Source organism: Acidihalobacter sp. (assembly GCF_037381185.1).
Lineage (GTDB): Bacteria > Pseudomonadota > Gammaproteobacteria > DSM-5130 > Acidihalobacteraceae > Acidihalobacter_A.
Map to the genome: position 1 here is coordinate 33,482 of NZ_JARRQY010000022.1, position 26,940 is coordinate 60,421.

Here is a 26,940-nt window from a genome sequence, read left to right on the forward strand (position 1 = left end):
CCTCTCCCGATTCTATGGATGGTCCCGGTGTAACGCTAGTGAAGGCAAGTATCAGGACGTATTTCACGTGGTGCTTTGCTCAGCATCGCTTTTGTCATTTCAAATGACATATCCGGATGATGTAATGCGATGTGGATGGCCATTTGGATTCTTCCACGAGCTTCTGGCTCATCAAGTAGTCGCAAAATGCGTTCGCGCTCCATCTTCCTCCCAGATTCGATAGCCTGTGCAAGTGCGTCAGGTTTACCTTCATCCGTTTCAATTGCGTTGATCTGGTTTTGATCTAAATCAGTCATTTCAGTCAGCCCTCTTAAATGTGCTTTCTATTTACTATCACTCCCGCTCTCTGGTTCGAATTGCAAAGCGTGAACGATGTAATTCATACCGCTGGCAAAAAACCGGAGATGCGCATTCTCGGCAGGTCAAGATGCGGAGGTGGCAATGCTTTCAGCGAAACGGTTAGCAGTGGGTGGTCCGTTAATAGGTGGTCAACGAGGTGAGTGGATCCACCTGCGCGAATACCTATCTGACGTGCCAATGACTTCGTTGTATCTGTCGAGAATCCTGCGAATCTGGCGTACAAAATGAAGCCATTTAAGGTAGTAAGGACTGGAGGGAAGTGTGTGTTGATACCCAGTATCTGTGCGAAAGTGCGTCCAGCTCGCCAGTACAGGGCTACGGTGACGTCATAGCGAAACGTTGCCCCCATACATATGGACGGAAGACCTTGCTTCCGCATTTCAGAAACGTCCGTGGGATGAATGCCAAGAATTTCAGCCAGGCGAAAGCCACGTATATTTCGCATCCAAGGCTCCCATGTGCGCCATCTGCTATTGATTTGAGTCATCATGGATGTCCTGTTCCTCGTCGAGCATATGCATGTCGGGATACGCTGCTATTGCTTTAAAGGCTGAGATCCACAAGCTATCTAGTGAGGCGCGATCGATTTCAATTCTGTGCGCCCCCTCAATTTCCAGGAGCGTGCGGTCGAGTGAATTTTCAATTTCCGATCTGGCCATTGCTGCCCATCCGGCTAACTGGGGCTCAAGTTCGGCTACAGCCACCACCGAGCCCGTGCGCTGGCAATAGTCGAGCTCCTTTAGATCCGCATCGGCCGATGCTTGTCGAGCTCGTGCTTGCGTTAAATCGACTTGGTTGTCCTGTCCGCCACGGCCGGCGGCGACCGCGCGAAGGTGCTCACAATAGGTCATCCGTGCTTGATCAATGTCACCGTCGGCAGGTAGCACACCACGCCGTATTAAATCGGATACGGCTTGCTGACTAATCCCGAGATGAACACCAATTTCAGCTTGGGTGGCCATCGAGAATTACCCTTCTTACCAACACAACCCCCTTATAGAGAGCACCTTTGCAAGAAAGCTGCGCGGCTTCGCATCCGTATGTCTCGAAGGTGCCAAGTAGTACCTTTTTCCGAACGCCACCTTTGGGTGAGGGCAGGGCGGCCCGAAGGCCGCCGACCATTTTCGTTCGACGTTCAAAACTATTAGCGGACATAACGCGACGAGGGCTCGGCGAATGGCACGTCGTCAACGGGTCCTACGAGTTCTCTCCCAGCGGTACTATGGAGACCGATTTCAAGCAAGAAACCGCGGTTGTAGTCAGAACCACGCAGGAAGGTATCCAACGAAGTCGCGGGAACATACGCTTGACGGGCATGGAAGGCTTCGAGTATCACCTGCGCAGCGTTGGCAGCTCGCTTGGTTGCATCCGCTTCGACGGCCTGCCAGAAAGCAGAATGAGCGCCCCGAGCTCTATGCTGAGCCGGCCCTACATCTTCTTTCGCTTTAGCGATCACGCGCTCGATGGCGGTGAGTTGCTCGGTAGCATCTTCGATGCGTTGCTTGGACGTGGTCAGCTTGGCGCGGGCCTTATCCAACGCTGCACTATCGCCATTGACGACCGCATCCTCGGTTGCTGTTTCCAGCGCCTCGCGGGCGGTTTCGATTGCATTGGTCGCGCTTTCTTTCTCGCGTTCCAGTTCGTACTGGCGCTTGATTAAGCGGTCTACTTTCGCTTCTGCTTCTTTCATTTCCTGGATGGCCGCCAAGGCGTTATCGCGCAGTTGCTCGCGCTCGGCATTGGTCGTGTTCTGTACGGTATCTAGCTGGGTGGACATGGTTCTACTCCATCGAGTGGTGCCCGTTCGGGCGGTGTGTTTCTCGGGAAATGTTTTGAGGGAAGCGAGGGACTCGAGGATTTTTCCAACCTATTATTATTTTTTGTCTTGACACTTTTTCACGTAGGGTAGGGAAGTCCCTCGTGTTCCTCGTATCCCTCGAAAATATCCCCGTACTCATGGTCTGCGAATCTTCCATGTTGCGCATCGGGCTACCGGATCATCTTCGCCGCGGACAAGCTGGAGCCCATCGACCAGCCGATCTTGGTGGCGTCGCAGCCAGCGGCCGAGCCGGATAGCGGTGATCTTTTCTGCGGTCACACCTTGGAGCGCCGCATGCATATCAGGGGAACTGGGGGCCGCGCCGGTACTGTCGAAACGTGGTGCCATTGACATGGCGTCAGTGACAACCTGATTTGCGGTAATGAGTCGGTCACCATACGCAGCCGTCCAGGCGGCAAACAGTGCGCGAGTTGCTTCAAGATCAGGATCTGCATCACGCAGGCTTTCTGATGCCGCGAAGGGATCTGGTAAACCTGACCAGATCAGTGGTGCGCGGCACATGGTGTGCCATTCACGAAAGCCACCGAGGACTGGCACACCCACATCGGGTTTGCCGGCGGCGATGTACGCTCGTACTAACGTCAATGACGCACTGAGGATCTCGCCACGACGAGCCTTGACCTCGCTGAGCAGGTCTCCGGCGTGGGGCGCTAGTTCGGGGCGCTCCACGCCAGCGTCAAGGCGCACGAGAAGTGTGCGGCGGCGTAGGTCGCCAACCACTGCGAGGTTGTTGCCGTTAACGATGAATGCGGTGCTTGTTGGCAACGTGAGCATCGCTGAAACACCCAGCGGCCTCGCACGTATGCTGTCCTGTGTCAGGATTTGGCAGAGTAGATCGGACGCCAAGGGGCGGGAGACATTATCGATCACAACCATCGGATCGCCCGCGATTAGGACGCCAACAAGCCGTTTGTCAGCCTCGGCGTCGTCATCTCCGAGCGCAAGCACTGTGGCTCGTCGGCCAAGCCCAATCGTGGCTAGCGCATCCGACAGCAATGACTTGCCTGTACCCGGCGTCGGGGCCGTAATTGCAAGCATAGGGGCTGCTGGTATGGCGCGGCGCAGCAGGACGGTGAGCAGACCAGCAAGGGCTGCGGCGCGATCGGCTTCGGAGACGAACGGCAAACTGCCAAAAACCTCAAGGAGCAGCTCGCGAGCCCATGTGATAGCTTCATCTACGGGTTTGATTGTAGGTCGCGTATAGCCAACAGGTGGCTCCGATGCGAGGTAGAGGCCGCTCAATTCGTCATAGCCCTGACCGTCGATGATCTCGCCGCTGGACAAGACAAGCGGCGCTTCAACTACGCCAGTTAGATGACGAATCTCAGGCCATGTGCCGCGCGACAAGATTGCATCGCAGTAGCGCCGCGACAAGTCACGTGGCACCCATTCGCCGCGCCGCGCGTCGAAACGTTCAAATCTAATATGACGTCCGGCAAGATCGGCGAGACCAGCGCTGTCCAACGTATGCAAAATGGGCGCATGAGCCGGCCGCTCGATGCCTCGGCTTGGCGCAGTCTTCGGGCGCAGCACCATCACGAGGCGGTCGCCGTGCACATACAACCCATGAGTCCGCAGGCTTGCTAGAATCTCGTCGCCGATTTGCGGCGCCTCGCCATCGATCAGCCGAATCACCGGACGTCCCGGCGGCACCGTATTACCACCACCTCTATCACCGCCATGTCCGTCGAGAACTCTTAGCGGAGGTGCGGCGCGAAGTCCTTCCACATTACTCATGATGAGGCCTCAACCAGCGCGTCAAGCCAGTCGCTGCCATCATCGGGTGCGGCCAGACGGACTGTGCGTCCTTCGGCCAGCAACCGCTCAGCGAGCCCATGCGCCGCACGCTTGCCGGCCACATCCGCGTCTGCCGCGATCAGTACATCTCGCACATCTCCTGGCAATTCGAGTGCGCCAAGGTTTCCTGCAGAGAGTGCAGCCCAGGCTGGGCGCCCAGTTATCAAATGTGCTGCGAGCGAGGTTTCGATGCCTTCCGCCACAACCAGCTCGCGGTCGGCTGGCTGAAGACGTACTGCGGCGCCACGTGTCGCACCACGCCAGGCAGCGCGAATCTTTTTTGCTGGTAAGTTTTTGTTCGAATTGATTGGATCGGGGATTGTGAGTTTCCGGCCATCGACGATGTACGTCAGATGGATGCCAACCATCTCGCCGTTCGATGCTTGAATCGAGGCCAACATCGCGTGGAAATTGCCCAATTTGATTGGCCCGCGGTCGCTGGCGGTGAAATACCCTACTCGCCCGCATCGCAGATTCTGCGGGAAATCGGCAAGCAGGAGGCCGCGCCTCCGTAGGTAATGGACAGCTTCGTCCTTTTTATGCAGCGGCGCGCCGCGAGCGAACAACTTGCGCATGCGTTCAGCCCCGATGTGTTTTTCGTCGGCAGTTGGCGTATCCGCCCTTTTGGATGCTATCGGATGGTTAAAGGCGGCTGACGAGGTCTCCCGACTAATTTGCAGAATGTAGCCAACCTCGCGCAGCACGCGCTGCGCACTCCAGCCATGGACATGGCGCAATAGTTCAAATCCATCGCCAGCCAGTGCCTCGCCGCCACCTGAGCAGAAAAATGTGCCCGCGCCTTCACGATCGTCGAATCGAAATCGATCTTTTCCGCCGCAGCCAGGGCATGCGCCATGCCGGTTACATAGATATTTCGCCTCAACCCCAAGTGTTGGCAAAATTTCGCACCAACGGCCGCGCGCTGCTTCACGCGTTTTGGCAAATGTCTGGCCGGACATATCAGCGCTGCCCGGTATTGCCCTGAAGGGTCGAACAGTTAGCTCTGCGCCGTCGCTCGATAAATTCGTCGAGCTCGGTTTGCCGCCAGCCAGAGGCAGTTCGGGTGAGCTTAATCGGCGCCTGCAGTTCGCCGCGTTGCACGAGGCGGTGTAGGGTCGGCAAACTTATTCCTAAATATTGCGCGGCGTCGATGCGGCGAACTATTGCGTTCGAAATATTCAACATCTTTAGATCCTCGGTGAGTTGGCTGCTGGTGTTGTCCGAATGCAGGGCACAAAAAAGGCCGCTGGTTTCCCGAGCGGCCTAATCCTGAAACGAAAAAGCCCGGCACATGGCCGGGCTTATATTTTTGTGGCTCAGCGCATCAGGCGCAGTTGCCACAGGTTGGCTGAAATATCACACTTTTCCGGCGCCGTTGTCAATAGGGTGCTGGGTGAATCACTCAGGCGTTTATGTTTCTGGAAGGTTGGGTAGTGTTGGGGGAGGGCGTCTCCGACCGCCACCAGTGCGCAGTTGAGTCTTTGAGTCAAGGCGTTGATGCCGCTGGCGTTCTACTTCTAAGCGCAACCATTTGACCAGGTCGTCTACGACGAAAACCCAGGCCCGACCGATCTTCGCACCTGGCAACTTCCCTTTCTCTGCAAGCTGTAGCACCGTGTTGCGGTGGACCTTGAGCATATCCGCCGTTTCGTCAACATCGAACGTGATTTTGCTGCGGTCGTGCTCTTTCTTGTCGGGCATTGGCATTTCTCTGGTGGAGCTGCTGCCTGTGATCAGGTCGTTTTCATAATTGCTTTATACAACTTAATAAGCTGCATGCCATGTCGTGTTGAGTGAGGCTCTTGGTCCGTCTGCTATGTAGAATCTGCTGGTGTGGCCTCAATGAATTTTGAGTATGCGTAACCCGGCTGACGTCACGCCAGCCGGGGTGGCGTATTTCAACGCTAGGCTGCGACTGAGTTGTTTTCGAGAAGGCAGCTGACGACTTTGTATTCAAGCTGTTCGAGAGTTTCGGTCAGCTCGAGCAGCAAGGAAAGTAAGTCTTGCGCGCCGGCAATATCGTAGAGCTCGCTTGCGTCGGTCACGTTGGAGGCTCCTGTGAGTGCGCGTTGCTTGATGCCTCTAATATTTCCTAGCGTTTCCTTTAATCGCTCCAGTTGGCTTGTCTCGAATCCGTGGGTATCGATCGCTGTGCCGAAGAGTTCATCAAAAGGTTGGTTTGGGTAAGAGCAGTAATCACTCGTTAGTGCGTTGGTGTCTTGAGGGTCGGTTGCGATTTTCTCGTTGGCGCTTGCGGTGCCGTTCTGATTACCATTCTGGGTAGCCATAGCTTCGCCTCCTTGTCAGGCGGGGTGTGGTTAGGGTCGCATGGTGTTGCCGCACCATGCGGTCCGCTTCCCGGGAAACCGCCCGGGCCGGTTTCTTCATCGTCGGGCGCGGAGGTCGATTACCGCGCGTGCCTTGTGGTTCAGTAGTTCGTCCAGGTAGTCGCCAAGCCGGCGCCAGGCGTCCCGTTTCTCCGCGGTGTATTCATGGCGTTGGTAGGTGCGCTTGATCTTGCTGGGCTCAACGTGGTTGAGACACCGCTCGATAATCTCGGACAGCACGCCTAACTCGCCCATGAGTGTGGCGCCCGTCCTGCGCAGATCGTGCGCCGTCCAGGAACCACCCGAGAGAATTAGCGCGCCTGTCGCCTTGGTGCGGTTGGACATGGCCGTGTCGCGCATGCGGTCGCGCAATTGTCGGGTTATCGACTTCATGCACACGTGCTCGCCGTCTTTCATTGTCGAGGGCAGGCACCAGTCGCTCCACTTGGTGCGCTCGTGTAGCGCTCGGAACTGGCGCACGGAGTGGGGCGACAGATAGACGATGTGCTCCTTGGCGTTCTTCGAGTTGCCAGCCGGGATGCGCCAGATGGCCGCATCGAGATCCACGTCTTCCCAGCGCGCCTGAATGAGTTCGCCCACCCGGCACAGCGTGGAGAGCATGATCCAGATTGCGGCGTCAGTTTGCGGTTCGAAGTGCGCCGCGGGGAGCTTGTCGCGCAGTTCTACCAACTCGTCAGGGCTCAGGATGCGGTCACGCTCGGTTTCTCGGCCTCCGATCCGTTCCTTGCTCACGCCGCGCAGTGGGTGGCGTTCGATCCAATCTCTGGCCTCGCACCAGTTGAAGAACTGTTTAAGATCGCCGAATACATGGTTGGCCTGGACTCGGGAGCCGCGCGACACAATGCTATCCAGAATGTCCACCAGATCGCCGCGGCGGATCTCATCCAGTGGATGGTCGCCCAGCGTAGGCAGTACGTCCTTGCCCAGCGAGCGCATGCACTCCGCACCGCGGTCCTTTCGTCCTGCTGCAAGTTCCAGTTCTGCCCAGCGCTCGACTGCCTGCCCGAAGGTGCGGCGGCTCTCTTGTGCCTTGCGGATGGCTTCCCGCTCCGCCTCGCGGCGCTTCTGTTCCTCGATAGGGTCTAGCCCTTGGTCGATCAGCTTGCGTGCGTCCTGCGTGGCCGTGCGGGCTTGCTTCAGCGTGACATGCTCGGCGCGGCCGAGCGGCATGGTGTGGCGCTTGTCGCCGAAGCGGTAACGGAACTGCCAGGACCTAACGCCGCTGGGGTAGATGCGAAGCTGTAATCCGTCGCCATCGATCAGGACAACTTCACGTTCCCCCGGTTTTGTGTTCTCAACCTGCTTGACCGTCAGCTTGCCCATGCTCGGATCCCCATGCGGCGGCATTGCGGGTTACACGGCGCAGCAGGTCGCTCATCACCTGGTGATGGGTTACGTGTTGTTCCACGTAACCCGATACGTAACCCATCAGCTTGCGCTGTGTTGATTCTAGATGAGACGCTTAGAAAAGGCTAGTCATTGAAAAACAATGAGTTGAGGTTTCTATTGAGGCCAAGTGAGATTGCCTGAAATGTAATTTCACTAGAATGGGGTTCAGGTGGTAGGAGGTTCAAATCCTCTCGCCCCGACCAATTGCATCAAGCACTTAGCCGATCCTCAGCTGGTCGGCTAAGTGCTTTTAGTAGCAAGCTTGCTACTATTTCAGCGGTCGGACCTTCGTAAACTCCCTTCCACGTATGTATGTTTCGGTCATGCTGCCGTCTGCATGGCCGGCCATCGCTTGTGCATAATCCCGTCCCTGAGCGTTTTTCGCGTCGGTCAGCGCGCGAGCCCGCAGGTCGTGAAAATGTGCGTCCTCGACCTTAGACTTGTCGACGATCCGCCGCCAGGCGCTGTTCCAGCCGCTTACGCTGTACGGATACCCGTTGCGGGTGCAGAACAGTTTGGGTTCCTTGACACGCCGGCGCAGCAGTTTGATCTTGGCCAGCAGGGCCGACAGGTAGGGTGTTGCTTCGAATTCGATGCGGGATCCCGTCTTGCTGGTCGTTACATGCAGTCCGTCCGTGGCGTCGTCTTTGGTCAGGTTCATCAGGTCGCCGCGCCGCAGGCCGGTCGTGAGGGCGAGTTCGATGATGAGCTTCCACTGATCGTCTGCTACGCACCAAAGTGCCTGGATCTCCCAATCTTCGAGATGGCGTTTGCGGCTGCGTTCCTTGTTTTTGCGCACGCCCAGACAAGGGTTCGCCTCGACCAGTCCCCACCGGATCGCGCAGGCGAAGACGGACGATAGAACCGCTATTTCGCGGTTCGCGGCGACCTTCGCCGTTCGCTTGTCCAGATAGGCCGCGATGTCCGTGCGTTTTACCGATCCGATGGGCGCGGCGCCAAAGACATCGTCCAGTTTGTCCAGGATGCGCTTGTATTCGGGCTGTGAGCCTGCGGCGAGGGTAGGTAGCACGTCGGCGTGGTATCGGATGATGGCCTCGGACAGCGTGCCGGCAGAGGTGTTTCCTTCGATCTGCGCCCACTTCGCCAGCGCTATCGCGTAATCCGTGGACAGGCGTGTCCATACTTTTTTCCGCCCAGGTAGGCGGCATGGTAGTAGGTGCGTCCGCGCAGATACATCCGTGGCGGCAGCCCTTTGTTCGTTTGGCGGCGGCGTCCCATCATGGCGTCATAGCACCTTGTCCCACCTGATGCCAGATTTTTGCTCCTGACCGCTCGACAAAGCGCGCTCGACCTCGGATTTGAGCACCAGTACGCGCCCCGGCCGGAGTTTGAAGGCGACTCCCAGGCGTCCCAGCATGCGGGCCTGGGCGCTCGGCTTCACTTTGCCGGTCAGTTCGACGATTTCGTCCGCGGTCAGGAACATCGGTCCGCCACAGCGTTCGTCTTACCCGACTGGCGAGGCATTCCATGGATCCATACGGCTGTGCAGCACTTCATTGGCTCTGAACCTCTTCAATCCTCTGCATCAGGCGCTGCAGCCGGTATCGGCCGCCGCGTTGGGTGAAACCGAGCATTTCGGAGATGCGCGACGACGGCGCTCCCGATAGGACTAGCCGCGCCCAGGTGCGCTCGGCCGGGGGCAGGGACGAGAGGAGCCGGGTCACGCGCTCGCAGCGGAGCGCTTCGGCTTCGAGTTCTTCCTCTTCGCCAAGAAGCTGTTCGAGCGGGCAGGCCAGGTGACCAGCACGGTCCTGCGTCGCTGCATGTCCGCCGGCTTCCAGCCAGTACAACGTAACCAGCCCGGTATCGCCGCCATCGTTGTCGTCGAGCGATATGCCGGGCGCGTAGCGCTTGCTCAGGCCCCACAGTCGGCCCATGACGTACTGGCGCACGCTGCCTTGACTTGGATCGAAGTCGCTTTGCCCTAAGCCGATCGACCAGCAGATGAGTCTGGCTTCCTGCTTGATGTCGTCGAGCGCGAGGATCGACTTGCGGGCGACGGACGCCAGCTCGCTTTCGTCGAGTTGGGCGTAGAGCTGCGCCGCGGCGGTATTCCGGTCCTGGCAATCGTCACTGAACATGGCGCCTCCCGGTGGGGGGGCGGCGGTTTCGGCATCCAGTGGCTGGGGGTTACGCGCGTGGAGCTGCGGCGCAGTATCCAGTCCCGACAGCCTGGACCTTCGAAACGAGCAAAGTCGCAATCGTCGTCAGAGGTTCCGGGAAGAAAGACAAGGGTTTCGACGCCAACATCTGGCAGGCGGTCCGATACTTCGATCCAATCGGTTGTTGGTGAGTTGTGGCAGCTGAGACTTGGCTGGTCAGGTGCGGTCTGCTCGATCGAGCTTTGACGGATCAGCTCGAAGACGGCGCCTGCTGCCCCGGCATCCTCCGCGAGTTCGCTGGCATGCGTGCGGATATATCTCGCAGCCTCTTTTCCCAGGCCCTCTTCGACAATCCTGGATTGGACGTCCTGCGGAACGGCCTGCGCGATGCTTGCCGCGGCTGATACGGCCAGATCGCCGCGTTCGACGGCTTCGGCGAGGGAAGGGGAACCTAGTTCTCGGACCTTGCGGGCATTGCGCAAGGAACGCTCGCTGACGTTCAGCAGTCCTGCAGCCTGTTGCTGGGAGACTTTTTCAACCTTCGGCAAATTTGCCGAAGGTTTCATGTCCAGCAGATCCGTCCGTTCGCCCTGGCGCATGTTGGCGATGCTTGCCGCGACCATCGCCCGCTGCGATTCGGTCAGGTGCCGCCGGCGCAGGTTCCTCGCTACGACGAAGGCCAGAGGATCCTTGCCCGTGTATTTGCGGCGGGGCGGATCGATGCCCAGCTCGATGCATGCCCGCTGGCGGTGTTTGCCGTCGATTATTCGACCTTGATAGAGCCAGATCGGCTCCTGTACCCCGTTGGCGGCAATGTCGTCGCGCAACGCTTCATACTGCTCCCTGGTCATGGCTGGGAACAGATCGGCCAAAGGATGGACTTCGAGCAGGGCGCCTGCGGTGACGGTCTGTCCGCTGTCGAAGCAGCGCCGGCGTACCTCGGCTGGCGCCTGCAGGTAGGCGTCGAGCAGTTCCGAGGGAACCAGCCCCGAATCGACCAGGGCATTGGCCAGCGGATCGACGGGAGCGGCGGCGCTCATTCTCAACCCCGTCAATATCCGTGAGAGGTCAGGACATGGCGCATCCCAGCGCCTTCCCAAGAGCCGGGGCGGATCACAAGTGAAACCGAGCATCAGACATTGGAGTCGCAGCTAAGCAATTTGTTGGAGCGTTACAGACCGGACCTGTGCGTCCACACCGGTCAGGCGCCACCGTACAACAAAATCACCATCGAAAAGATTGCAACAAACTCCTTTAGGCGGGAGATCATCGATCCGAAAAGGCCCGTTGCGTACTGGTCCACCCTACCGGGCATAGACGATTTGAAATTGGTGCTGGAACGGGCAGGCATTCCTGCTTGTTATTCCTTCAATTGTGGGCAACACACGTGCAATCACATTCTGTTCTCAAGCCTGCATTTCTCAGAGCAAAATGGTGTGCCCTACAAGGCTGGCTTTATTCATATTCCCGTATTGCCCGAGCAAGTGATAACGGAATGTCGCGACTCGCCGTTTATGCCGTTGGAAATGTCGAGAAAGGCACTCTCATTAGTAATTACCCATACCGACGTTTCGCCAAGCCTATGAGGCTAGCTTTACCCGTGAAAAGTTGGAGGTGGCGCGAACTCGCGAGAGCACGATCGACGAATTACTCAAGCTGTTGATCGATCCTAGTTGACACTCTTCCCACGGCTATAGTTGAGGCGCGATCACTGGAAGCGTATGAATCCGCTACTGAATGTCCAGACACTACAAAGCTGTTTGCGGATTCCGTTATTTACTGACCATCGTTCCGGTAACCACTGACCAGTGCGCTGGTGCTGACCAACCGGCCCAGAGCGCAGGCGACTTGATTGCGAGAGGCCACCGGCCACATCCGGCCGTTCATGCTCCTTCCATATCAGTCCGATAGACGGAAGGAGTGCGGCGGGGACCAGTCGTTAGCCTAACTCTGGATGGGTGTCAGCTTCGCGTCCCCGTTTTCATACATGCATATAGAGACAGAGCAATGATAAAGTTATGAAAAATCAGTTTTTTAATGTCTATCTTCATGGGTCTCTATAGTTACTGTTAGGCCGTACTGACATCCCAGAATGCCACTGCCATCCATCAGCGCAATCACAACTTGGTCCTCAGTGTCGCATCCAATTACTTCGCTCGCCCAGGATTGAGATGATACGAGTAGTCGATGGGGTAAGAATCATGCGGTCGGATCGCCATCGGTGCCCTCGGCACTTCAGCGTTATTTTCAGTTCCCGGTGTCCGCAATATGCGATATAGCCGATTATCGAATGGAAGCCTTCAACGGACCGGAGTGAGTCGATTTCTGCCCAACTGCCACTTTTGGTCAATGATTGCTTCAGGCAAACCATGTGCGGTGTGTTGATTGTAATGGATTGATTCCACGCCATTAAATCGGCTAGACACAGCTGAATTCGGATTCCTACTTTACGTTCAAAAGCGGAAACGTGCCAGTTTCCGGTTGATGGCGTCGATATCGACGAAGCGCGGGTCAAAGCTCTTGCCACCACCCCAGTCGCGCATAGCTCGATGCTCGGGGTATGTCGGATCAAGGATAGCCTCTAGGTAGTTCATATAACCCGGTAGTCCTCCAATGTCTTCCAGCGGGCAGGCATTTTCGGCCGCGAAACATTCGGTTTTTGGGGGAGTGGCGCCGATGGGCAAGATTTCTTCCACGGTTATCAGGTGCCGCCAGTCATCCCCGAAGTCATAGACGTAGGTGAAGGATTTTGATCGACCCAAAGCCGTGTGCAGGGTGACGTTCTTTTCCGAGACGAGACCGTCCTGTGGCTATTCCGGATCCGGCGTGCCGTAGCGCCTGCCGGCGAAGTCGAACTCGTGCTGGTGGCGATCTTCCCATCCCATAGTGATCTGGATGATGCGATGCAACTGCAGCAGTTTCGCAGAACGCGGTACCGCGAGCCGTCGCCAGATCGTTGGCTGTACGTCCTGTAGTTCCAGCTTCAGCTGCAATCTCTCGCCAGGACGGATCGGGTGTGCGGTGGTCACCATGTGACGGTTCTTCCTCATTGGATAACGGGGATCCCATGGTAGCAACTCCTCAGATCTGGTTGATCGGATGCTAGCCGATGACGTGTGTGAGGGAACCAGTCTGCCGAGCCTTGTGCGAAAAGCTGGTCACGCACCGGAAGCCCGGCGCTACCGAATGTGCATTCATATAGGGCATACCAATGCGAAGTAGGGTGCCTCCCAGGACATGGCATTGGACGGTTTCCCTGGCAGCGGATTGTCTTCGCCCCGCCCTCGGAGACAATTAATGCGCAGAGACAGATCGCTCTGGCCTATGCACGAGCAGCCAAACATTATCGTCGCCAACCACACAAGCCTACTCGACGGGCCGGCGCTGGCCTGGCTGACGCCGTGGCCGATACTGTTTAGCGTCGATTCGGCGTACGCGCGTCACCCCGTATGGAGCAAGGTGCTGCTGGGCTACGCCAGGCTAATCGGTACCGGATGTGAGATGGTTCCGATGATGCCGGGATCGGCGCAGGGCCTCCGGACATTGGCGCGACGTTTGGAAGAGGGCGGTTGGGTGTGCCTGTTTCCGGAAGGCGGAATCGGTACGGGGCAATCGTATCCCGGCGTCGATTGGTTGGCTGGCTGCACCTCGGCGCCGGTGCATCGGTTGCACATCAGTACCATTGGATTCGGGAAATATCGTTGGCCGTATCGGATCGAGTCAGATCTTCTGGGTTAGATCAGACCGGGAGAGTTTCACAGCAGACTGTAGTTTATATTTGATTTAGTGGAATCTTCGTATTACTTTATTTGCAGTTAACGAAACATGAAGATTCCATTATGGCGACTCCCCATGTCCCTTCGCTGGCCGTACGGCGTGCGTTGCGCAAGCTGGGATTCGATATCCGTGAAGCACGGTTGCGCCGTGGCCTGCCGGCTGAGGTCGTCGCTGAACGCGCTTTCACCAGCAGGCCGACGCTACGGCGGATAGAAAACGGCGACTATCGCGTCGGCATCGGCATCTATGCGGCTGTTCTTCAGGCGCTGGGGCTACTCGACGGACTCGGGCAACTGGCGGAACCTTCCAAAGACGAGGTTGGCTTGGCGCTTGGTGCAGAGAAACTACCCAAACGCGCGCGTATCCCCCGATCCCAAGGCGCTAAGCATGGCAAGTGACATCGAGGTTCATGTTGATTTTCAGGCGGGCTTGAAACGGGTCGGTACCTTGCATCGCCATGCACGGCGAGATCGTGAGGCCCTGAGCTTCGAATATCACCCTGATTGGCTCGAGGATGGGGATCGTTTTTCTCTGGAACCTGCGCTCACGCTTGCTCGTGGAGCGTTCACGCCAGCAGCAGGCATGTCGATCTTCGAGGCGGTCGGCGATTCTGCGCCGGACACCTGGGGGCGGCGGTTGATGCAGCGTGCGGAGCGCCGTGCTGCACAGCATGAGGCGCGCACAGTGCGTACGCTCCTAGAACTCGATTACCTTCTCGGCGTGTCGGATGTTTCGCGTCTCGGCGCCCTACGTTTTCGCGTGGTCGGAGATCAAACCTTTCTGGCACCGGTAGCGGACGGTGTGCCCGGCATGATCGAATTGGGCCGCCTGCTTCAGGTGACCGAACGAATTTTGCGGGACGAGGAGACGGACGAGGATCTGCAGATGATCTTTGCGCCGGGCTCTTCGCTCGGTGGCGCCAGACCCAAGGCCTCCGTGCTGGATCAACAGGGACGTCTGTCCATCGCCAAGTTCCCGAAGGAAACCGACGACTACAGCATGGAGCTCTGGGAATCGGTGGCGCTGCAGCTCGCGCAACGGGCGGGTATTCGTACGGCTGCGAGCGAACTGATTCGGGTTGCCGGCAAGCCCGTATTGCTATCGCGCCGGTTTGATCGCGCCGGCGACACCCGGATACCGTTTCTGTCGGCGCTCTCCATGCTGGAACTTCGGGACGGCGAGCGCGGCAGCTATCCCGAACTGGTCGACGTGCTTACGCGACACGGCGCACAGGCGCAGGCCGATGCGCGCGAACTCTATCGGCGCATGGTGTTCAATGTTCTGATCTCGAACGTGGACGACCATCTGCGCAACCATGGCTTCCTGTGGACGGGGCGCGGTGGTTGGACCCTATCTCCAGCCTACGACTTGAACCCCACCCCGAGCGACGTTCGCCAGCACATCCTCACCACCAGCATCAGTCTCGACGAAGCGGCCTGCGACCTCGACCTGGTGCTGTCGGTTGCCGAGTACTTCAACCTGATGATGCCCGAAGCCAAGCGCATCATTCGGGAGGTTGCCGCCGCTACGGAAGGATGGCGGGTAGTGGCGCGGGCGCTCGGAGCGAGTAATGGCCAGATCGATAGGATGTCGAGTGCGTTCGAGCATGAGGCTGCCTCAGAGGCTAAGGCTTTATGACTGACTACAGTATCTTCGGCCAACAGCGGTGGCGATTCGATTTTTGTCGACGGGCTTAAGGTGCTGCGATATATTGAGAAAAATTTTCCAGACCTTGCGAATGATTTGTTTAATGAAAATCTTATCTGTCATCGTTTTGATAACTCAATAGTAAAAGTTCCTCTGTTTAAAGATTAGAATCAGGGTTGGTGTCCTTGAAGGCAAGGTTCGATGAGCTGGCATACATTAGGATATCATCCATAGACACTTTAAATGCAATTACAGAAGCATTGGATGTCTTGAGAACTGTTATTCGACTGAACAAAATAACCGATGGCTACATGGTAGAACTATCATAAAAGAGAATAGGGTGGTAGCGCGCGCACTGATACATGCACGCGAGGAGCTTTTCGGACCATTTGATGGTTTTCAACTATAGGATTAGATATGACCGATCAAAATGCAGCCCATTTTCCGATATCTGTAAAGGGAGTATTAATTAACGATGGAATGATCCCTTTGCTGAAGAATGAGCGAGATGAATGGGAATTACCGGGCGGAAAGTTAGAGCTTGGCGAAGCGTTCGAGGAGACCTTAAGACGTGAAGTGATAGAAGAACTAGGGGTTTCTGTTGAAGTAATGGAGCCGCTTAATAACTGGATTTATCATGTGAATAATGTGCATGTCGCAGTTATCACATATCGAGTTGAAGTGGTTGACATTGAATTCAATCCAAAAGTAAGTCATGAGCATAAAGAATTGAGATTGTTTCGGCCCGAAGATATTGCCGTATTGAAGATGCCAGATGAATATAAAAACTCAATCGCATTAGCGCTACAGAGGCAAAGCCATGAATTCACTTAGTCTTGTGGATTCCGTTCTGGATCCTCCAGTTCCTGAAAATGCAGATTGGTTTGTGTCCGAAGCGCCATTCCACATACTGATGGATGGTGCAGGGCCAAAAAATAATCTTGAATTCAGGGGGTTTCCAAATTCAGCTGTGTGGTTGGTAAGGCAGTTTGCGTCAGAGTTCGTTAGATCTCTTAAGCGTGAATTCCCCACTTTTACGCATAGGCTCGAATACTGTAGAGAAAAATTATGCGATGAATATTCGGCGGTAATGCAGCTCAATGTAAAATAAATAGATAGAGCGCTAGTTCCAATAGCCTGTCTGATTGCGTTGCAAGAACACGAGTCATTTTATGAGTTGTTAAATATCGGTGACAGTGTATCTTTAATTAAATATAAAAGCGGCGAGATTGAAAAATTTGGTTGGAATCAAATCGCCTTGCTTGATCAAAAAGTGCTGGCAGAGCTCAATAGATTAAAAAATAGCATCTCACTTACTCATGATCAGGCAGTAAAGAGAATTTGGCCGTCGATTGAAAAAAACCGTATGCAAGCTAATGAGATGCCAGGGTATGACGTAATTTCACCATGCGTTAGCATGTTTGGTCGTTTAGAACGAAAGATGATCGAGAAAAGTTCTGTTGAATCAATTCTTTTAATGTCTGACGGATATTGGAGGTTGATAGATACATTCGGTCTTTTGGAGCCGTGGCAATTATTTGAGGGACTGACAAATAACACAACGCTTCTTAGAAAACATGAATCCTTAGATATACACTGTGATAGAACGATACGTATTAAAGTTTCAGATGATGTGTCGGCAATGCTTCTGAGTACTTAATTTAAGCATTGATCCGCAACAGAATAACGCTTTCGATATCCGCAGCCCCAGATACTCGTTGAGTGCGGCGCGAAGGGAAGGAGTCACCATCGGCAGATCACGGGATTTGCCCTTGTGCTGCTTCAATGGCGGATAGAAGTCCTTCGGGTCGATTTTCGCCCCAGCCTTAGGGACACGCTGATTTATTGCTGATTCAGCCGGCGAGGTGTTTGGCCCCTCACGTATCCGTCCACGGTGGCGCGAACCACGACGTCATCGTCGTTGACGCCGGCCTATTGGCTTCTGAACGCTTCTGCAACTGAGGTGCTCGCGTCCCCGGATGACTAGGTTCTGTTATGGGCACCTGGATTGAAGGCGTAGTCAGCATTTCCACGGAACACCTCGCTGGCTACCATCTCCGAGATCAGCGATAACCAATGCCGTTTGTGTCCCATCTGCTGCTAACAATCCATTTGCGTTCTAGTGAGTGCTTCCGACGCATAGCCATTCCTATCGAGGCGGGTTCAATTCACTGGTTGCACGATTTACCGATTGTCTTGGCCGGCTGGCGCTTCCATGAGGGCAAGCTCTGGTCGCCGGAGAACGCCTCGTTCACGGCAGGCCAGATCCGCAGCTTGCAGATCCTGCAACAGTCGAGCCGGGGGCGAACCATGATCCATGCATTCAAGCCCTCGGACATCGTGGGCGTAGACGAACGCCTGGGCAATCACCTGAAGTTCCTCGGCAAGCTCGACCTGATCGGCATGCTGCTGGCCATCACGTACACCGATCACCTGACCTACGACGAAGCCAAGCAGGGCGACCAGCTCGAGGACGGGCTACGCAAGCTCATCGCGGGCGTGCAGAACGTGCAGCGTGGCCGTCAGCTCGCGGAGGTGAAGCCATGAGCGACGACATAGGCAAGGTCACCGTGCTGCGCCGCCTGGGCATCCACACCGGCGATTACAGCTTCGAACGGCTCAAGCACTTGGTCGGCAAGGACGTGCAGGTCGAGAGGTCACTAGAGCAGACCTGGATGGGTCAGACCTACTCAGAGGCGATGGGCGGGCAGGATTGCTGCAATCACCAGGTGCACGAGTACTGGCCGGTCGGCATGTGGGGCATCGTCAAGTGCCTGGTGTACACGGGCACGAACGACGGCAGCAACAGCGGCTGGTGGGTCAGCGTGCTACGGGGCCAGGCATTCGAGTCGCCGTTCGAGGACGACTGGAAGGGGCTGGTAAGCGGCGACGCGGTGGACATCAACCTGCGGGCCGAGGAGTTCTTCGAGTGCATGCGCCTGGACGCGCCGGGGGTGGCGTCGGGACGCCTGCGGCGCGTCCAGCGGCTTCTACGAGCCTCTGAGCGGGGCTACGGCCCAATGGTCGTCCAGGCGCGCACAGAGCGCCTGTGGGGCGTTGGCGGCGGTAAACGCGGTCACGGCCGGGGTTCGCAAGCCGCCGAGGTCGTGGCGGCTGTGCCGCCGCGTGCCGAGGGGGTCAAGGAGACGCCCGGAACGAACGCCGGTGCGCCGATCAGCCACCAGGTGCCGGGCTCGTTACGGCGTAACGGTTGGCGGTTCACGCCCGCAGGCACCAGCGTGCCCGCGGGGTTCGAGCAGTGCAGCAAGACCCTTTCCCAGAACCAGTATACGGCGCCGGAGGCGCGCCAAGGAGGCAACGATGGTGCAGATGTACTACTTTACGTTTTTCGTGCTGGGGGCCGTGTGCGCGCACACGGTGTTCGTGCGGTTATGAGGGCGACAGCGGTTTTGCATCCCGCCGCCCCAAGGCGGCGGGATGCGGTGTTGAAGGACGCGAGCAGACTTTTTGCCGCCGTCAAGTGGACAAATTGCGCGCCGACCGCTCAAAGTGAGCGCATCGCGATTCAGACCGTCGAGCGGACCATGCGAAAAACAGGCATCAACCAGGGGTGCTCAGGGGGCGAAAACGGTGCCCAAAATGCACCGTTTGCCCCTAGCATGGAATGGTGCAAAAAGCATGGCGAATGCTCACCCATGAGCATAAGTGGGGGTGTTACAGAGGCCCCCACCAAAAACCGGCCTCAGAGCGGCCCTGATTCGGAGGGCTGCTGTGATGTCACTTCGCATAATGTATAGTCTTGGTAATTAAAGAACTCGCGCTAATCGTTTGATTAGCATCTGTTTTTGTCGGTAAAAATCCTGCGCCGGCACCGCTCAAAATGAGCGCTCCGAATGCCGCCGCACTCAGGCCGGCGCCGATGCGCTGCCAGACCTTTTGAGCCTTCGGGCCTGCTTTAGCCGTGTGTCTTTCGATCAGCACCTGAACAGGGTCGATGCCTGCTAGCTCTGCTAGTGCGACGTAAACTTCGTCGCTATATGTTCCTTTCCCGTTTTTCATTTGGCTAAGGCTTGGTTGCTTTAAGCCCAGCTTTTTAGCAAGTTGGTTCTGGCTGCAACCAGTTGATTTCATAGCTTTTTCGATTAGTTCCTTTTCATTCATCTTGCAGCCCTCCGCGTTGGGTTATACACGATAGTGTATTGACTCACTTGTACGCAATCGTGTATAGGCAGTTATACGTTTTCACGTATAGGTGTCCCATGGGTCCAATTGTCCGATCAGTCATTGAAGCGCAGCGCTTCGCTGTCCTGGCCAAGCGTCCAGCGTATGCCGACCTTTGGTACGCCACTCTCACCTCCGGACGCCTCTACCGAGCCGTTCGCGCCAACGTCGAAATCGAGCGCAGGGGAGTGGGGGCGTCTGTAACACCCCCACTTAGTCTCATGAGTGAGACTCCCTCATGCTGATCGACTGGGTTTCTGCCCGCCTCGAACTTCGGCATCTACCCGCCGATGCTTACAAGCTTTTGACCGCTGACGGCGAGTTGATTGTCCGTTACTCGCGCAAGAATCAGGACATCGTGTGGCAGTCCCAAGCCTGGGACTCTGTCCGATCCGACTCTCACCAGCTCGCCTACCGCGTTAACGAAGATTACTTCTATCTGCAGGGCTCGCCTGCACGCGTGATGGGCGACGGCGACGCCGTCTTCGGCTCCGGCGCTTCTGCAGCCCTCGACCTGCGCGGCTGTCTCGAACGCATGATTCAGTTTGTGAACGCCGCGCTACCTATCAAGCTCCCGGCGTTGATGCCGCTGTGGAAAGTCACCCGCATAGACGTTACCCAGAACCTCCTGCTGGGTTCGCTGACCGAAGTCAAAGACGCGCTTTCCATCCTTCGCAACTGCGAGGGCGGCCGCTACCGCGTCAGCCAGCAGGCCGGCGACACCGTCTATTGGTCCCACCGTTCATCGCTTCGCAGCGGCAAGGCATACGCCAAAGGCCCACATCTCGCGTACTGCAACAAGGAAGAAAAGGGCCGCCCCTATCAACCCGAATACGTTACCGCCGCCGACCGCCTTCTGCGCCTCGAACTCAGCCTCAAAAACGAATATTTCCGCCGAGTCGATCAAGACAATCGCGACTGGTACGGCCTCACACCTGAAGACCTCCGCGCCGAGTGGGAACGCTACTTCCTGCGCATGATTGGAGACACCGAAATGACCAGCGACAACGTGATTTACCAGCGCCTGCATGAGGTAGCTAAAACCGAGGGCAGGGCACGTGCCGCATTTGGTTGCTGGCTCCTTATCCAGAAAGAGGGCTGGGAACGCGCTCGCGCTTTCCATTCCAAGCCCACTTGGTACCGAAACCTTCAAGTTCTGAGAGCTGCCGGCCTCTCGGATGCTGACATTTCAGCCGGCCAAGTGGTGCCGCTACGGCGGCGCATTCTCGAAGCCACTCCCGTGAACACATGGGACGACCTTTTCCAAGCTGCCTGAGAGGGCCAACCGATGAAAATCGAAATCCTGCAAGAACCGATCGATGAACGTAAAGGCATCGCACGTTCCACCCAGAAGCCGTACCACATGCGCATGCAGAACGCGTATCTGCACAACGGCAACCGCTACCCGGTGCGCTTCCAGATCAGCCTGCGCGACCAGCAACAGCCGTATGCCGCCGGCATGTACGAACTGGAGCCCGACGCGATTTACGTCGACCGCGACAACCGGCTGGCGATCTTTCCGCGCCTCAAGCCCGCTGCCAAGGCCCAGGCGGCCTAAGCCATGTCCTTTCTCGCTGCCTGCAGTGTCGCATGGACCGCAGACGCCACCACCGGTGCGCTGCAGTGCGGCGGGACCATTTCGCAGGTTGACGTGTCCACGCTATTGACCACGTTCAACCTCTCCCAGCTCGACCCGACCGTTATTGCTCAAGCGTTCGGAGCGGGGTTCGTCCTAGTCGGGACGTTCTCAATCGTCGGCATCGCTGGTGCCGCCGTTCTTAACTCCATAAGGGGAAAAAAATGAAGCATCTTTCCGTTCTTCGTCGTTTTGGTCGCAAGGTCGTTGCGCCGGTTTCCGGCCTGGTTCCGTTCGCCTGGGCCGGTCTCGCCTCCGCTCAGACCACCGGAACCGACTACAGCTCGCTTGTCAGTTGATTATTCCTCGCTCGTTTCGTCAGTTTCCTTTACCACGGCTATCACTGCCTTACTCGCGGTTTTTGCCGCTATCGGGGCCTTTTATGTTGGCACACGTGCTGCCGAACTCATCCTTAGTGCCATTTCCGGTCACGACTATGACCCCTATTAAACAGCCTCTGACCGTGAATACACGGATGAAGAGTTGTTGTGTATGTCGGATGAAGAATTCGACGAATGGGAGGAATACAACGAACGACGTATGCGTGAGGATTAGGCCACGTGATTGAACTTTACTACTTCGCTTTTTTCGTCCTGGGGGCTGTATGCGCCTACGTCACTTTCTCGCGGCTGTAATCTTTCTCTTTCCCCTTGTCGCTTCGGCCACTACGCCCTCCTGGTCGGTGTCTGATGGTTCCTACTGGCGTCATTCCACTTTGCATACCCACTTTACTTCTTCAGGCGAAATGGATTCCTTCGCAGAGTCTCAAGGAGAGCATAGCTGCGGCGCTGCCCATTTCACTTCCAATTACAATTACATCTATATGGGTGCCGGATCAAATGGTGTCTGCGGTAGCATTGTATTTACTTTCTACCCAGCGACTTCGACCAGCGCCCCACAAGCAACATGCCCTACTGGCTCTGTCCTCGATCCAACCTCTAATTCCTGTCTCGATGCTGCTGGCACGAAACAGCCTTATGCATGGTTGCCTTCAAATTGGAACCCTCAAACTAATCCAGATATTTGTCTTAATGGCACTGATTACACTTGGTCAGGCATTGCAATGAATGAGCCTGATCATGTTGTTGTTACCGATCTCGTAAGTACAGGTCAACCATGTTCTTCATCTGTTTCGACGAATTCTCCAGGTTCTGTACCATCTACTACACCGTCCCCTCCTGTTAAATCTGATGGTAATGGTGGTGCTGTGATCAACAACACCACTTTTCCGGCCATGCCTAATGGTTGTGGCGAATACAACGGTCAAGTGGTTTGTGGTGGCGTCGATCCACAATCTCCACCTGCACCTGATTCTGGAAACGTTGGAGTACCGGCCACTCCAGACTTGCGTTATTACGCCAAACCCACCCAGTCCTCACCTGTCTATAATCAGAATTATTACGACAATAATACCGTTAATCAGTCCACCAATTATGGTCAGGGCGGTGGCGGCACTTCTACCTCTAATGGCTCTGGTAGTTCCACTTGCACTACTGACTCAAATGGCACTCAGACTTGCACCACTCAGGAAACCACCCAAAGCAAGCAAAGCGGCTTTACACCCCCCAATTCAGGGCAGCCCGCACCTGATAGTTACTCCAAAACGCTTAGCAATTTCTATCAGTCAGTTTCCAACTCTCCAATTGCCCAAGCTGCTAATGGAATATCAGCATCGGTACCTTCTGGTGGTACTTGCCCCACGATTTCTCTAGATCTCTCTGCATTTCAGCTTGGCACCGTCACCACTGACGTTCATTGCCAGCTCTGGCAACAGATAACCCCCACGCTCGAGACCGCGATGCGTATTGTCTGGTCACTGCTCGCCGTCATCATCTTTCTCAGCGCTTAGGAGACTCCCATGCCTGATATCGGCGGTCTTTTATCGTCTTTCGCCCAATGGGTCTGGCAGTTCATCAGCAATCTACCGCTGCGCATCTTCCAGGGCCTGCTCGATGCCCTGGCCGGCGTCGTCAACGCACTTCCCGTGCCCTCGTTTTTTGCTCAGGCCTCCGGCGCTTTCGCGGGCCTTTCTTCTGGCGTCGTCTACTTCATCACATCCTTTGAGCTGGGTTATGGCCTCAGCGTTGTGCTTGGCGCGTATTCGCTTCGCTGGATTTTGCGTCGCATCCCTTTCATAGGGGGCTAGGGTGGCTATCACGTCCTATGTGGGTCTGAACGGCTCGGGCAAGACCTACGGCGCCATGGAGTTCGTTGTCCTGCCTGCAGTCAAGCAGGGTAGGGAGATCATCACCAACGCCGCGATCTACCCCGACAAGCTTCAGCAGCTCAACAAGAAGGCCGTTATCCGCAAGGTCGATAACGACGAAATGAAGGCCCTCATCAAGGAGCCGGTACCCGGTGCCGTCTATCTGATCGATGAATCATGGGAGTTCTGGCCGGCCGGACTCAAAGCCGTCAACATCCCCGACGAAGACAAGCTGTTCTTCACGATGCACCGGCACCGCTCTAAGGACAAATGGGGTACCGAGATCGTGATGATGACCCAGGGCAATGACCAGCTCTGCGCGTTTGTGCGCAACCTCGTACAGCGTACCGTGCTCTCAGTCAACCTCGAAGACTCCGGCATGCCCAACCGCTACCGCGTCGAGATCTACCGCGGCGCCGTTACCGGTCAGACTCCGCCCAAATCGCAAATGATCCGGCAGATAGGCCCGAACAAGTACAAGCCCGAGGTTTACCAGTATTACAAGAGCCAGAGCCAATCAGAAGAACATGGCGAAGAACGTCGCACGGATCGTCGAGGATCAATCTGGCGTTCAGGATTCGTCATGTTCGGCGCACCGCTTGCTCTATTAGCGCTTATCTCTGGCATTTCGTGGACCTACCATCTATTTCATTCTCCACGCGCTTGGGAGAAATCCCCGCCCAAGGTGTCCGCTACTGCAGCGCCTGCTGTCGCGCGATCTGTACCGGCCTCGACGCCTGTACACATGCATCCGGTTCAAGCTGTTCAATCCAAGCCCAAGAAACCGCACAAGCCGTCGCCTTCCAAGACATGGCAGCTGGTCGCCAGCATTCATTATCGCGGCCAACACGTCTACGTCATTCAGAACCGTGTGAACTATCGCCGTATCTCCCCGAAACGTTGCAAGACCACCGAGGCCGGCGACGTGCAATGCGTAGTCGACGGGCAGCTTGTTGCTATTTGGACAGGTCCAGACCAGGGGGGGCTCGGTATTGCTCCTGTAAATCGCTCTAAATAATTCCGGTAGGAGCTAGACATGATCAGATTATTAGTTTCTTTCTGGCTGACTGTGCTTCTCGCAATGTCAGCCTATTCACTACATGAGGTATCTGCGCATGCTTTCTCAACACAAAACATCCATGCTCTACCACGTGCCTCTATTTGGGTGGGAGATCGAGAGTTTAGGGTTCCTGTTGCTGATACAGCTGCTCGTCGCGCTGCTGGTCTGCGAGGCAGTGTTGCTCCTTTCCTGCTTTTCGTCTGGCCTCATCGCGTCCGCCCTGTGTTTAATATGCTCGGTTGCGACCATGTACTTTGGCGCTACGATTTCGATCGCGCTGATCGCCTGGGGGCTCCTGTTGTCATGCAGCCTGGACGTACGCTTTACCCCGTCTACCATGCAACGCGCTGTGTGCTTGAAATTAACCCAGCCGCTCCAGCTGCCAGTCTTTTTTCGCAACCCGGCGCCGCTTTGAAATTGCCTTCTTTTTGCTCGTAGGGCAGGGCACCTAGCTGCGCACCTGGCTCCGGTGATCGCCGTAGGCGAATCAACCGTGGCCAGGTGCGCTTTTCCTGTTTCCTGTCTTTCAGCTCAGCTGCGGTATTTCAGTTATTGTGGTGCTCTGTATATGAATTTTATTGTTTGATCATCTTTGGTTGGTGGTATTCCTAGCGGATTGCTGAATGCGAGGTCCAATAGAAATGCTTTTCTTGTTTCAGCGTTCCCGCATTCTTTAAATGAAACTTCATTGATATAGCCTTGTTTGTCTGTTTTTACTTCTACGCTACACACTATTCCTTTCTTTAAACCCGCTATTGTTGCGTTCTCTTCGATCTTATTTTTTATGCTGACTAACCATTTATATTCTTCCATTGTTGGCGAGTTAGCTCCTAAGCTTTTCCCACTTATACAGATCAATATTGTGGCTAGTATTGTGATCTCGACCACTCTGTTCACTTTCATTGTTATTCCTTTTGGAGGTGTGCTGACATAACTATAACGCTACGCCGTAACGAAATAATCCTTGCGTTACTACGTAACGATGCTATAATTTAGTTACTGCGTAACGAAATAGAGGATTACTGACATGGCCAGACCTGCTAAGAACTCTAAGCCAATGACTAACGCCGAACGTCAGCACCAGTACCGGCTTCGTCAGAAGCTCGATATTCTTGATGGCCAACGTCGTCTGAATACGTTTATCGATGGTCGTGCTGATATGGATTTACGCCTACTCGCTAGACATCATGGTTTGTCTCAGAAAGCGATGCTTGAGAAACTCATCAATGATGCACATAACGCTATCGTCGACTCGATGGAGCCGAAATCTTCTGAGTGGTGCGAGTACTTCCAGGCGGATCGGCCTCGATCAGGTGAGCTTGTATAGTTACTGCGTAACGCCTCGATCGCAGCGTTACCACGTAACGTAAAAAGCCTGGCTTTGTGAGCGGCAGCGAAAGGCCGCAGTAGGGCGCTGATCAGACGATCTATCGTTTCTCGGCCGTAACCTTGACCCCTCGCGCATGAGGTGCTACCGCGCCCCATTCCTCGGCGTCCTCGCAACGATGACCTAATCCGCGCCCTCATCGTCGACGCAACGCCCAACCTCACCGCGCGCCTGCGAAACCGCTTTTGCGCCGTTGCGCCGCTCCAGTCTTTGAATGTTACTGCGTAACGCGTCACTGTTTGCGGCATCCGCGGTCATGACTTTTGCCGTGCGGTACTTCCTCGAGGAACTCATCCAGGTCAGCCACCAGCCGGCGCGTACATCGCCTGGACCAAGCCCGCGGCGATAGGCGGGCATTTCCGGCGCGTACAGCTCGCCGTGATTGATTCGCCAGCCAGACCAACCAAATGCGCTTAGATCGCCGGAGATCGTTTGTAGCAGCCGAATGACTGTCAGTGGTGTGCGGGTATGGCCATTTTCCCAACGTCGCCATGTCGCGGCGCTCACGCCGCACAACTCATACGCATCACGTCGGGTCAGCCTCGCTGCACGGCGAAGCTGACCAAGATCATCTGTCATGAATTTGTCTCCGTCCGTGGAATCAGACGGGCGCGGCAAAGGCTATGCCGGCAGGAAGGAGTTACGCTGTAACGAAACACTCAGCGCATTACGCAGTAACGAAACCATTAAATTCGCATAATGTATATTATGTTAAATAATGTATGTAGCTGAAGTACGGGGCTCTTCAGTTGTTTCAAGAATTGTCGCTCACCAGTTATGAACCAGGCTTGGCCTCCGCTGCCCGGCCAGCTGCTGGTCAGCAACTGGCAAAAGCGCGATCTGTAACGACAGCGGCTTGCTGGCGGCCGCAGATGCGACACAAATCGCGCACTGTCGATGCGAACCCACGATACGGATTCCCTTTCATCCGGACTTCGGTCATGCATACGAAATTGGATGCTATTTCTTATAAAGCAGTAACATCTCAAGTAGGTTCTTGATTGTTTTTGGGGTGAGAGAAACTGGTCTATCGGGCGGTCTTTGAGTCACTTTATGTCTGCGCATTCCCCTAGGGACACGCTGATTTATTGCTGATTCAGCCGGCGAGGTGTTTGGCCCCTCACGTATCCGTCCACGGTGGCGCGAACCACGACGTCATCGTCGTTGACGCCGGCCTATTGGCTTCGA

Annotated in this window: 33 protein-coding genes and 1 pseudogene; 17 read left to right on the plus strand and 17 right to left on the minus strand. The window is 55.9% G+C overall.

Annotation, left to right across the window (positions count from 1 at the left end; translation table 11 throughout):
- Positions 1–35 precede the first annotated feature (35 nt).
- The 13 genes from P8014_RS09190 to P8014_RS09250 form a co-directional block, all read right to left on the minus strand.
- Entirely contained in the window at positions 36–296 is a 261-nt protein-coding gene (locus P8014_RS09190; RefSeq protein WP_337817015.1) for a hypothetical protein, read from the minus strand.
- A gap of 534 nt (positions 297–830) precedes the next feature.
- Positions 831–1,322: a hypothetical protein gene (locus P8014_RS09195; RefSeq protein WP_337817016.1), complete on the minus strand. Its 492-nt coding sequence runs from the start codon at positions 1,320–1,322 to the stop codon at positions 831–833.
- Positions 1,323–1,504: 182 nt separating this feature from the next.
- A complete protein-coding gene (locus P8014_RS09200; protein ID WP_337817017.1) occupies positions 1,505–2,137 on the minus strand; it encodes a hypothetical protein in 633 nt (210 codons plus the stop codon).
- Positions 2,138–2,314: 177 nt separating this feature from the next.
- Positions 2,315–3,937: a hypothetical protein gene (locus P8014_RS09205; RefSeq protein WP_337817018.1), complete on the minus strand. Its 1,623-nt coding sequence runs from the start codon at positions 3,935–3,937 to the stop codon at positions 2,315–2,317.
- A complete protein-coding gene (locus P8014_RS09210) occupies positions 3,934–4,956 on the minus strand; it encodes a toprim domain-containing protein (RefSeq protein WP_337817019.1) in 1,023 nt (340 codons plus the stop codon). The genes P8014_RS09205 and P8014_RS09210 overlap by 4 nt, the downstream gene beginning before the upstream one ends.
- A 1-nt stretch (position 4,957) precedes the next feature.
- Positions 4,958–5,182 (minus strand): helix-turn-helix domain-containing protein, encoded by a 225-nt coding sequence (locus tag P8014_RS09215; protein WP_337817020.1) that lies wholly within the window; start codon positions 5,180–5,182, stop codon positions 4,958–4,960.
- Between the two features lie 225 nt (positions 5,183–5,407).
- Positions 5,408–5,698 carry a helix-turn-helix domain-containing protein gene (locus P8014_RS09220; RefSeq protein ID WP_337817021.1) on the minus strand — a complete coding sequence of 97 codons (291 nt, stop codon included), beginning with the start codon at positions 5,696–5,698 and terminating at the stop codon, positions 5,408–5,410.
- Positions 5,699–5,901: 203 nt separating this feature from the next.
- The gene (locus P8014_RS09225) at positions 5,902–6,285 is read right to left on the minus strand and encodes a hypothetical protein (RefSeq protein ID WP_337817022.1); all 384 of its coding nucleotides are present in this window, start codon (positions 6,283–6,285) and stop codon (positions 5,902–5,904) included.
- A 96-nt stretch (positions 6,286–6,381) separates the two neighbouring features.
- On the minus strand, positions 6,382–7,668 hold the full coding sequence (locus tag P8014_RS09230) for an integrase arm-type DNA-binding domain-containing protein (protein WP_337817023.1): 1,287 nt from the start codon (positions 7,666–7,668) through the stop codon (positions 6,382–6,384).
- 334 nt (positions 7,669–8,002) lie between these two features.
- The gene (locus P8014_RS09235; protein ID WP_337817024.1) at positions 8,003–8,764 is read right to left on the minus strand and encodes a tyrosine-type recombinase/integrase; all 762 of its coding nucleotides are present in this window, start codon (positions 8,762–8,764) and stop codon (positions 8,003–8,005) included.
- Between the two features lie 216 nt (positions 8,765–8,980).
- A complete protein-coding gene (locus P8014_RS09240; RefSeq protein ID WP_337817025.1) occupies positions 8,981–9,178 on the minus strand; it encodes a DUF4224 domain-containing protein in 198 nt (65 codons plus the stop codon).
- 70 nt (positions 9,179–9,248) lie between these two features.
- Entirely contained in the window at positions 9,249–9,647 is a 399-nt protein-coding gene (locus P8014_RS09245; protein WP_337817026.1) for a hypothetical protein, read from the minus strand.
- 32 nt (positions 9,648–9,679) lie between these two features.
- A complete protein-coding gene (locus P8014_RS09250; RefSeq protein WP_337817027.1) occupies positions 9,680–10,897 on the minus strand; it encodes a ParB N-terminal domain-containing protein in 1,218 nt (405 codons plus the stop codon).
- A 120-nt stretch (positions 10,898–11,017) separates the two neighbouring features.
- Here P8014_RS09250 and P8014_RS09255 point away from each other — a divergent pair, with 120 nt between their 5' ends.
- Positions 11,018–11,443: a hypothetical protein gene (locus P8014_RS09255; RefSeq protein ID WP_337817028.1), complete on the plus strand. Its 426-nt coding sequence runs from the start codon at positions 11,018–11,020 to the stop codon at positions 11,441–11,443.
- An 867-nt stretch (positions 11,444–12,310) separates the two neighbouring features.
- On the opposite strand, the pseudogene P8014_RS09260 reads toward P8014_RS09255, so the two are convergent.
- Positions 12,311–12,907: pseudogene (locus tag P8014_RS09260) on the minus strand (plasmid pRiA4b ORF-3 family protein).
- Between the two features lie 247 nt (positions 12,908–13,154).
- On the opposite strand from P8014_RS09260, the gene P8014_RS09265 reads away from it, so the two are divergent.
- The 7 genes from P8014_RS09265 to P8014_RS09295 all read left to right on the plus strand — a co-directional run bounded on the left by P8014_RS09265 (position 13,155) and on the right by P8014_RS09295 (position 19,039).
- Positions 13,155–13,595 (plus strand): lysophospholipid acyltransferase family protein, encoded by a 441-nt coding sequence (locus P8014_RS09265; protein ID WP_337817029.1) that lies wholly within the window; start codon positions 13,155–13,157, stop codon positions 13,593–13,595.
- A gap of 101 nt (positions 13,596–13,696) precedes the next feature.
- Positions 13,697–14,032: a helix-turn-helix transcriptional regulator gene (locus P8014_RS09270; RefSeq protein ID WP_337817030.1), complete on the plus strand. Its 336-nt coding sequence runs from the start codon at positions 13,697–13,699 to the stop codon at positions 14,030–14,032.
- Positions 14,022–15,272, plus strand: coding sequence for a type II toxin-antitoxin system HipA family toxin (locus P8014_RS09275; protein WP_337817031.1), 1,251 nt, complete (start codon positions 14,022–14,024; stop codon positions 15,270–15,272). Before P8014_RS09270 ends, P8014_RS09275 begins: the two co-directional genes overlap by 11 nt.
- A 426-nt stretch (positions 15,273–15,698) precedes the next feature.
- Complete coding sequence (locus tag P8014_RS09280; RefSeq protein WP_337817032.1) at positions 15,699–16,115, plus strand: NUDIX domain-containing protein; 417 nt, start codon at positions 15,699–15,701, stop codon at positions 16,113–16,115.
- A gap of 316 nt (positions 16,116–16,431) precedes the next feature.
- Positions 16,432–16,941 carry a hypothetical protein gene (locus tag P8014_RS09285; protein WP_337817033.1) on the plus strand — a complete coding sequence of 170 codons (510 nt, stop codon included), beginning with the start codon at positions 16,432–16,434 and terminating at the stop codon, positions 16,939–16,941.
- Between the two features lie 536 nt (positions 16,942–17,477).
- The gene (locus P8014_RS09290; RefSeq protein WP_337817034.1) at positions 17,478–17,828 is read left to right on the plus strand and encodes a hypothetical protein; all 351 of its coding nucleotides are present in this window, start codon (positions 17,478–17,480) and stop codon (positions 17,826–17,828) included.
- Positions 17,825–19,039 carry a hypothetical protein gene (locus tag P8014_RS09295; protein ID WP_337817035.1) on the plus strand — a complete coding sequence of 405 codons (1,215 nt, stop codon included), beginning with the start codon at positions 17,825–17,827 and terminating at the stop codon, positions 19,037–19,039. The genes P8014_RS09290 and P8014_RS09295 overlap by 4 nt, the downstream gene beginning before the upstream one ends.
- On the opposite strand, the gene P8014_RS09300 is transcribed toward P8014_RS09295, so the two are convergent.
- Positions 19,020–19,403 (minus strand): helix-turn-helix domain-containing protein, encoded by a 384-nt coding sequence (locus tag P8014_RS09300; protein WP_337817036.1) that lies wholly within the window; start codon positions 19,401–19,403, stop codon positions 19,020–19,022. The two genes, P8014_RS09295 and P8014_RS09300, sit on opposite strands and share 20 nt — an antisense overlap.
- A 298-nt stretch (positions 19,404–19,701) precedes the next feature.
- Between P8014_RS09300 and P8014_RS09305 the strand changes: the two genes are divergently transcribed.
- The 8 genes from P8014_RS09305 to P8014_RS09340 all read left to right on the plus strand — a co-directional run bounded on the left by P8014_RS09305 (position 19,702) and on the right by P8014_RS09340 (position 24,780).
- Positions 19,702–20,739: a phage/plasmid replication protein, II/X family gene (locus tag P8014_RS09305; protein ID WP_337817037.1), complete on the plus strand. Its 1,038-nt coding sequence runs from the start codon at positions 19,702–19,704 to the stop codon at positions 20,737–20,739.
- Positions 20,740–20,751: 12 nt separating this feature from the next.
- Positions 20,752–21,021, plus strand: coding sequence for a single-stranded DNA-binding protein (locus P8014_RS09310; protein WP_337817038.1), 270 nt, complete (start codon positions 20,752–20,754; stop codon positions 21,019–21,021).
- Positions 21,022–21,024: 3 nt separating this feature from the next.
- Positions 21,025–21,267 (plus strand): hypothetical protein, encoded by a 243-nt coding sequence (locus P8014_RS09315; protein WP_337817039.1) that lies wholly within the window; start codon positions 21,025–21,027, stop codon positions 21,265–21,267.
- A complete protein-coding gene (locus tag P8014_RS09320; protein ID WP_337817040.1) occupies positions 21,264–21,398 on the plus strand; it encodes a hypothetical protein in 135 nt (44 codons plus the stop codon). The genes P8014_RS09315 and P8014_RS09320 overlap by 4 nt, the downstream gene beginning before the upstream one ends.
- A gap of 305 nt (positions 21,399–21,703) precedes the next feature.
- Positions 21,704–22,948 carry a hypothetical protein gene (locus P8014_RS09325; protein ID WP_337817041.1) on the plus strand — a complete coding sequence of 415 codons (1,245 nt, stop codon included), beginning with the start codon at positions 21,704–21,706 and terminating at the stop codon, positions 22,946–22,948.
- A gap of 9 nt (positions 22,949–22,957) precedes the next feature.
- Positions 22,958–23,245, plus strand: a complete 288-nt coding sequence (locus tag P8014_RS09330) for a hypothetical protein (protein ID WP_337817042.1) — start codon at positions 22,958–22,960, stop codon at positions 23,243–23,245.
- Between the two features lies 1 nt (position 23,246).
- Positions 23,247–24,323, plus strand: a complete 1,077-nt coding sequence (locus P8014_RS09335; protein ID WP_337817043.1) for a zonular occludens toxin domain-containing protein — start codon at positions 23,247–23,249, stop codon at positions 24,321–24,323.
- 97 nt (positions 24,324–24,420) lie between these two features.
- A complete protein-coding gene (locus P8014_RS09340; protein ID WP_337817044.1) occupies positions 24,421–24,780 on the plus strand; it encodes a hypothetical protein in 360 nt (119 codons plus the stop codon).
- Between the two features lie 134 nt (positions 24,781–24,914).
- Here the strand turns inward: P8014_RS09340 and P8014_RS09345 are convergent, their stop codons facing one another.
- On the minus strand, positions 24,915–25,268 hold the full coding sequence (locus tag P8014_RS09345) for a hypothetical protein (RefSeq protein ID WP_337817045.1): 354 nt from the start codon (positions 25,266–25,268) through the stop codon (positions 24,915–24,917).
- Between the two features lie 124 nt (positions 25,269–25,392).
- Between P8014_RS09345 and P8014_RS09350 the strand changes: the two genes are divergently transcribed.
- Complete coding sequence (locus P8014_RS09350; RefSeq protein WP_337817046.1) at positions 25,393–25,692, plus strand: RepB family protein; 300 nt, start codon at positions 25,393–25,395, stop codon at positions 25,690–25,692.
- Positions 25,693–25,875: 183 nt separating this feature from the next.
- On the opposite strand, the gene P8014_RS09355 is transcribed toward P8014_RS09350, so the two are convergent.
- Entirely contained in the window at positions 25,876–26,331 is a 456-nt protein-coding gene (locus P8014_RS09355; RefSeq protein WP_337817047.1) for a helix-turn-helix domain-containing protein, read from the minus strand.
- Positions 26,332–26,940: the final 609 nt, after the last annotated feature.

What these genes read in the sequence shown, in the direction of transcription:
- P8014_RS09190 (WP_337817015.1), bottom strand. Translation starts at nt 296, where the DNA reads ATGACTGATTTAGATCAAAACCAGATCAACGCAATTGAAACGGATGAA.
- P8014_RS09195 (WP_337817016.1), bottom strand. Translation starts at nt 1,322, where the DNA reads ATGGCCACCCAAGCTGAAATTGGTGTTCATCTCGGGATTAGTCAGCAA.
- P8014_RS09200 (WP_337817017.1), bottom strand. Translation starts at nt 2,137, where the DNA reads ATGTCCACCCAGCTAGATACCGTACAGAACACGACCAATGCCGAGCGC.
- P8014_RS09205 (WP_337817018.1), bottom strand. Translation starts at nt 3,937, where the DNA reads ATGAGTAATGTGGAAGGACTTCGCGCCGCACCTCCGCTAAGAGTTCTC.
- P8014_RS09210 (WP_337817019.1), bottom strand. Translation starts at nt 4,956, where the DNA reads ATGTCCGGCCAGACATTTGCCAAAACGCGTGAAGCAGCGCGCGGCCGT.
- P8014_RS09215 (WP_337817020.1), bottom strand. Translation starts at nt 5,182, where the DNA reads ATGTTGAATATTTCGAACGCAATAGTTCGCCGCATCGACGCCGCGCAA.
- P8014_RS09220 (WP_337817021.1), bottom strand. Translation starts at nt 5,698, where the DNA reads ATGCCCGACAAGAAAGAGCACGACCGCAGCAAAATCACGTTCGATGTT.
- P8014_RS09225 (WP_337817022.1), bottom strand. Translation starts at nt 6,285, where the DNA reads ATGGCTACCCAGAATGGTAATCAGAACGGCACCGCAAGCGCCAACGAG.
- P8014_RS09230 (WP_337817023.1), bottom strand. Translation starts at nt 7,668, where the DNA reads ATGGGCAAGCTGACGGTCAAGCAGGTTGAGAACACAAAACCGGGGGAA.
- P8014_RS09240 (WP_337817025.1), bottom strand. Translation starts at nt 9,178, where the DNA reads ATGTTCCTGACCGCGGACGAAATCGTCGAACTGACCGGCAAAGTGAAG.
- P8014_RS09250 (WP_337817027.1), bottom strand. Translation starts at nt 10,897, where the DNA reads ATGAGCGCCGCCGCTCCCGTCGATCCGCTGGCCAATGCCCTGGTCGAT.
- P8014_RS09265 (WP_337817029.1), top strand. Translation starts at nt 13,155, where the DNA reads ATGCGCAGAGACAGATCGCTCTGGCCTATGCACGAGCAGCCAAACATT.
- P8014_RS09270 (WP_337817030.1), top strand. Translation starts at nt 13,697, where the DNA reads ATGGCGACTCCCCATGTCCCTTCGCTGGCCGTACGGCGTGCGTTGCGC.
- P8014_RS09275 (WP_337817031.1), top strand. Translation starts at nt 14,022, where the DNA reads ATGGCAAGTGACATCGAGGTTCATGTTGATTTTCAGGCGGGCTTGAAA.
- P8014_RS09280 (WP_337817032.1), top strand. Translation starts at nt 15,699, where the DNA reads ATGACCGATCAAAATGCAGCCCATTTTCCGATATCTGTAAAGGGAGTA.
- P8014_RS09295 (WP_337817035.1), top strand. Translation starts at nt 17,825, where the DNA reads ATGAGCGACGACATAGGCAAGGTCACCGTGCTGCGCCGCCTGGGCATC.
- P8014_RS09300 (WP_337817036.1), bottom strand. Translation starts at nt 19,403, where the DNA reads ATGAATGAAAAGGAACTAATCGAAAAAGCTATGAAATCAACTGGTTGC.
- P8014_RS09305 (WP_337817037.1), top strand. Translation starts at nt 19,702, where the DNA reads ATGCTGATCGACTGGGTTTCTGCCCGCCTCGAACTTCGGCATCTACCC.
- P8014_RS09310 (WP_337817038.1), top strand. Translation starts at nt 20,752, where the DNA reads ATGAAAATCGAAATCCTGCAAGAACCGATCGATGAACGTAAAGGCATC.
- P8014_RS09315 (WP_337817039.1), top strand. Translation starts at nt 21,025, where the DNA reads ATGTCCTTTCTCGCTGCCTGCAGTGTCGCATGGACCGCAGACGCCACC.
- P8014_RS09320 (WP_337817040.1), top strand. Translation starts at nt 21,264, where the DNA reads ATGAAGCATCTTTCCGTTCTTCGTCGTTTTGGTCGCAAGGTCGTTGCG.
- P8014_RS09325 (WP_337817041.1), top strand. Translation starts at nt 21,704, where the DNA reads ATGCGCCTACGTCACTTTCTCGCGGCTGTAATCTTTCTCTTTCCCCTT.
- P8014_RS09330 (WP_337817042.1), top strand. Translation starts at nt 22,958, where the DNA reads ATGCCTGATATCGGCGGTCTTTTATCGTCTTTCGCCCAATGGGTCTGG.
- P8014_RS09340 (WP_337817044.1), top strand. Translation starts at nt 24,421, where the DNA reads ATGCTTTCTCAACACAAAACATCCATGCTCTACCACGTGCCTCTATTT.
- P8014_RS09345 (WP_337817045.1), bottom strand. Translation starts at nt 25,268, where the DNA reads ATGAAAGTGAACAGAGTGGTCGAGATCACAATACTAGCCACAATATTG.
- P8014_RS09350 (WP_337817046.1), top strand. Translation starts at nt 25,393, where the DNA reads ATGGCCAGACCTGCTAAGAACTCTAAGCCAATGACTAACGCCGAACGT.
- P8014_RS09355 (WP_337817047.1), bottom strand. Translation starts at nt 26,331, where the DNA reads ATGACAGATGATCTTGGTCAGCTTCGCCGTGCAGCGAGGCTGACCCGA.